Genomic DNA, 3929 nt, shown 5'->3' on the forward strand with positions numbered 1-3929 from the left:
TTACGAAAAGAGCCTTTATTAAAAAAATCGGTCATGTTTCGATCCATCTATATTGTAAAGGGGTGTTAAACAATAATAGTGATTTAACATGAACCGTAGTTCAAGTATCGCATGTTTGGAATCGTCTGTCAACGAAAACATGAACTATGGTTCAAATTTAAAAATGGTGGTATGATATAGATGAGGTGATAAAATGCCAGACCATGAAGACCTATTAATTGGTGAATTTCCTTCACTCCCAAAACAGGAGAGGGCACAGCAAAAAAGAAATGCACTTTTGGAAAGTGGACGGACTCTCTTTATTTCTAATGGGTACGAGCACACTACTGCGAAAGAAATTGCAGCTCATGCCGGGGTGGCAACAGGAACCTTTTATCGGTATTTTTCAGATAAACGCCAACTTTTAATGTCGTTACTTGAAGATAAATTAGACAAGCTTCTTCCACCTGAACCGAGCTGGATTTCGAAGGATCCGGAATCATTATTAGCATCCCTATTAGATGCCCATAACAAACGCCTTAAAGAGTTAGGCCTTTCGCGTGTCCTTCCTGAATTGGTGTTGAAAGACCCAGGTCTGGCTGAATTTTTGGCTGATGCCCGAAGGAAAATTTACTCGAGAATACTGTTGGGTTTAAAACAAGCGGAGGAAACAGGATTAACATGGAATGATTTGGATTTAGATGCTGTCGCTTGGGCCATATTAGTTTTAGTGGAGAATAGTCACGGAAACGGGTTAAGAGCTGATTTTCAAGAAATTTCAAAAGTCATTTGCCGGATGGTTTTTCCACCTGAAGTTTTAGAAAAATTGCGAAACACGCATGAATGAAGAATCCAAAATTCAGGATATGAAAGCGGTGTCGATATGATCAATGTAAAGGTAAAGGATTTTATGGTGAAGGATGTTATTTCGGCTCGCCCGAGTGCTTCCATAAAAGAGGTTATGTCAATATTTGTTGATAAAAAAATTGGCGGCATCCCCATTATCGACGAGGATGGCGTGTTACGTGGCATTGTCACAGATGGGGATATTTTGCGGGCAATCAGTCCTGTGGATCGCCGATTTCATGACTATTTCACCTTTATGACATACGTGGCAGAAGAAAACATCGAGAATCGCCTTAGTGAATTAGCTGATAGTGAGATTATCAGGATTGCAAGAACCAAGGGGATCGTAACTGTACATCCTGAAGATGAAATGAAAAAGGTCGTCTCCATTTTGTCTAAGCATCACTTTAAAAAACTTCCTGTGGTTAATGCATCGCATCATGTGGTCGGTGTAATCAGTAGAGGAGATGTTATTCGGAGCATTCAAGATACGATTATCAATGATTTGCAGTGATAATCATTAAATGAAAAAGCCCCTCACTTGAGGGGCTTTTCTTTGAGTAAAATTGTATATTCCGATTGCTTTAATTTGCTAGGTAAAACAAACTATTGGACTGGCTTTTCAAGCAGCAGTTCTGATGCTGGGAGCGTAATAATTTTTCCGCCGATCTGAACATGAACGGTATCGTTGAAAATGGCTTTTACAATTCCTTTTAATGAAATTGTGGAATTAACAGAGATTTTTTTCACTTCAGCCTTGTTTGCCAAATTAACCAACACCCTTCAAAATAGTTATGAAAATATTATATATGAAGATAAGTAAATAAAGCTAGAATAAATAATCAGAAAAGTTAAAAAATATTTAAATACGGTAATGATCTTTTATCATATGTGAAAAATAGGGAAATAGTGTATTATTTATCTCCAGCTTCCAAAATTTCATCAGTGTTTAAAAACGTAACTTGAATCTGGATGATTTCAGAACGACTGCCAATTCTGAGAGGCGGACCCCAAAAGCCAAAACCTGATGAAACAATGGAATGAAGTTGACCTTTTTGAAGATAGCCCCAATCATTTTCAAACATTCTTTTGGTAATCAGATGATTTGGTGCCATTTGCCCTCTGTGTGTGTGGCCTGATAATAGCAAGTCGACATGGTTTTCCTGGGCTTGTGTTATTTCAGAAGGCTGATGATCCATCATAATCATTGGCAGGGATGGATCAACGTCTTTTAATAAGGTTTTGATTGGCAGTCGTTGGCGATCCGTTTTGTCTTTACGTCCGGCAAGATAAAAGCTGTCATTAATTTTAATTACTTGATCCATGAGGATGGTAATCCCAATCCGTTCCATTTCCTGCAAGAACTTTGGAATTCCACCGCCATAATATTCATGATTTCCCAAGACTCCATAAACACCTAATGGTGCCGATAAATCCTTCATGACATCACCCATTCTCTTTTGTGTAAATGGCACGGGATCGTCGTCAATGATATCGCCTGGCAGTAAAATGATATCAGGCTTTAGTGCATTCATTTCACGGACCAGCCTCCGTACATGACGAATGCCTGAAAGCCTTCCAAAGTGCATATCAGAGGCCATGGCAATATGAAGTTGCTTTCGTTCGCCTATTTGTTTTGGAATCACAACTGAAAAAGTTTTAACAACAGGGCTATAGGCATTATACATACCATAGATAAATAGGAATATAAAAAATAGAAACACGACACCTCCGAGCCAATTTACGACAGAAGATGGCGAAAGTCCTGTAAGAATGAGAGTCAGGGCAAGAAGATTGGAAAGTGGCAGGATCAGAATCGCATACTGCAATAATCCAAACCAGTAAGAGCCGACCATTTTAAATAAAGGAATCTTTTTTATGAATTGTCCAATAATGTAAGAATAAGAAATTAGTCCAACTATAAAACCGTATAACCATTTTTCCTCGAGTCCGAAGGCAGAGTGCATCCACACCCAACTGTTCCAGCCGATATAAAAAGTTAACGCTGAATACACAATAATGATCGAAATGACATTAAATACATAGCGTGGTTTCATAGGTTGCTCCTTTAAGAGTTAATCATCAAAACATGACAGGTAGTTCAAGTATTGCATGGGCACGTTTTACTGTCAATTAATAGCATGTGTGTGTAGGTTCATAAGGAAAATATATTGAAATAGTAAAAAAATACTCCATGAAAGTAGACCTAAAACTCCTAATTCAAGGTATGATATAATATTTTCAAAAAGGAGGCGGAGCGATGTCAAATCATTTCGGGAAGGAAGAGGAACTTTTTGATGATTCTTGCTGTTCACTTGAAGGCAGTGATCGAAAGAGTCATCATTCCGATAAAGTGAAAAATAATCTTGTCACTAGGTTAAACCGGATAGAAGGCCAAATCCGCGGTATTAAAGGCTTAATTGAAAAAGATACCTATTGTGATGATGTCATTAATCAGATTTCAGCTACTCAATCCGCCTTAAATAGCGTTGCCAAAATCCTACTTGAAGGTCATCTGAGGAGTTGTGTAGTTGAAAGAATACAGGAAGGTGATATGGAAGTCATAGATGAGGTTCTAGTCACCATCCAAAAATTAATGAAAAAATAATAGCCGTAATCGATGTAGCATGCACCAACTAGTAACCAAGTATCAAGGCTTGCATATAGATTTAGATAAAGCTTGATTTTAAAGCTGGAAAGATACTTTTCTGTAGTATCTTTCCAGCTTTTTTGTTTGTAGAAATTAAAATCCTTTAAAGAACATTATGAATATACTATCTACAAGGAAGGGTGTGGGCAAAATGTTTTTCTTCTTTGTGATATTTCTTATCGGACTGATCTTACCATTTATATTAATGAAAATAGATGCTAGCTGGATTATCTGGATTCCAGCCATAATCTTCTTCTTAGCAGCAATAGTTATGGCGTTAAAGACAGGTGTTATTCCAGGTGAAGGAATGGCTGACTTAGCTGAGCGACTCTATATCATGATGTTAGGAGTAGCTGGGGTCGGTTCCATTATAGGCGGGCTAATTGTCCATGTTATAAAAAGTAAAAAATAGACGCTCTTTTCTTAAAGAGTGTTTCTTCTTAAATTCGCCCAT

Annotated in this window: 6 protein-coding genes; 4 read left to right on the forward strand and 2 right to left on the reverse strand. The window is 37.7% G+C overall.

The features are described 5' to 3' along the window. The first annotated feature begins 193 nt into the window (after window positions 1-193). Together V7137_RS29255 and V7137_RS29260 are read left to right on the forward strand one after the other, a co-directional pair. A complete protein-coding gene (locus V7137_RS29255) occupies window positions 194-826 on the forward strand; it encodes a TetR/AcrR family transcriptional regulator (RefSeq protein ID WP_335701317.1) in 633 nt (210 codons plus the stop codon). Between the two features lie 36 nt (window positions 827-862). Then, entirely contained in the window at window positions 863-1339 is a 477-nt protein-coding gene (locus V7137_RS29260) for a CBS domain-containing protein (RefSeq protein WP_335701318.1), read from the forward strand. Between the two features lie 92 nt (window positions 1340-1431). Here V7137_RS29260 and V7137_RS29265 read toward each other — a convergent pair whose 3' ends face one another. Further along, window positions 1432-1593 carry a hypothetical protein gene (locus tag V7137_RS29265; RefSeq protein ID WP_335701319.1) on the reverse strand — a complete coding sequence of 54 codons (162 nt, stop codon included), beginning with the start codon at window positions 1591-1593 and terminating at the stop codon, window positions 1432-1434. Between the two features lie 146 nt (window positions 1594-1739). Beyond that, the gene (locus V7137_RS29270) at window positions 1740-2882 is read right to left on the reverse strand and encodes a metallophosphoesterase (protein WP_335701320.1); all 1143 of its coding nucleotides are present in this window, start codon (window positions 2880-2882) and stop codon (window positions 1740-1742) included. A 203-nt stretch (window positions 2883-3085) separates the two neighbouring features. Here V7137_RS29270 and V7137_RS29275 point away from each other — a divergent pair, with 203 nt between their 5' ends. Together V7137_RS29275 and V7137_RS29280 are read left to right on the forward strand one after the other, a co-directional pair. After that, the gene (locus tag V7137_RS29275) at window positions 3086-3433 is read left to right on the forward strand and encodes a metal-sensitive transcriptional regulator (RefSeq protein WP_256358082.1); all 348 of its coding nucleotides are present in this window, start codon (window positions 3086-3088) and stop codon (window positions 3431-3433) included. 193 nt (window positions 3434-3626) lie between these two features. Further along, window positions 3627-3887 (forward strand): hypothetical protein, encoded by a 261-nt coding sequence (locus V7137_RS29280; protein ID WP_335701321.1) that lies wholly within the window; start codon window positions 3627-3629, stop codon window positions 3885-3887. Window positions 3888-3929: the final 42 nt, after the last annotated feature.

The organism is Neobacillus drentensis (genome assembly GCF_036962765.1).
Taxonomy (GTDB): Bacteria; Bacillota; Bacilli; order Bacillales; family Cytobacillaceae; genus Neobacillus; species Neobacillus drentensis_C.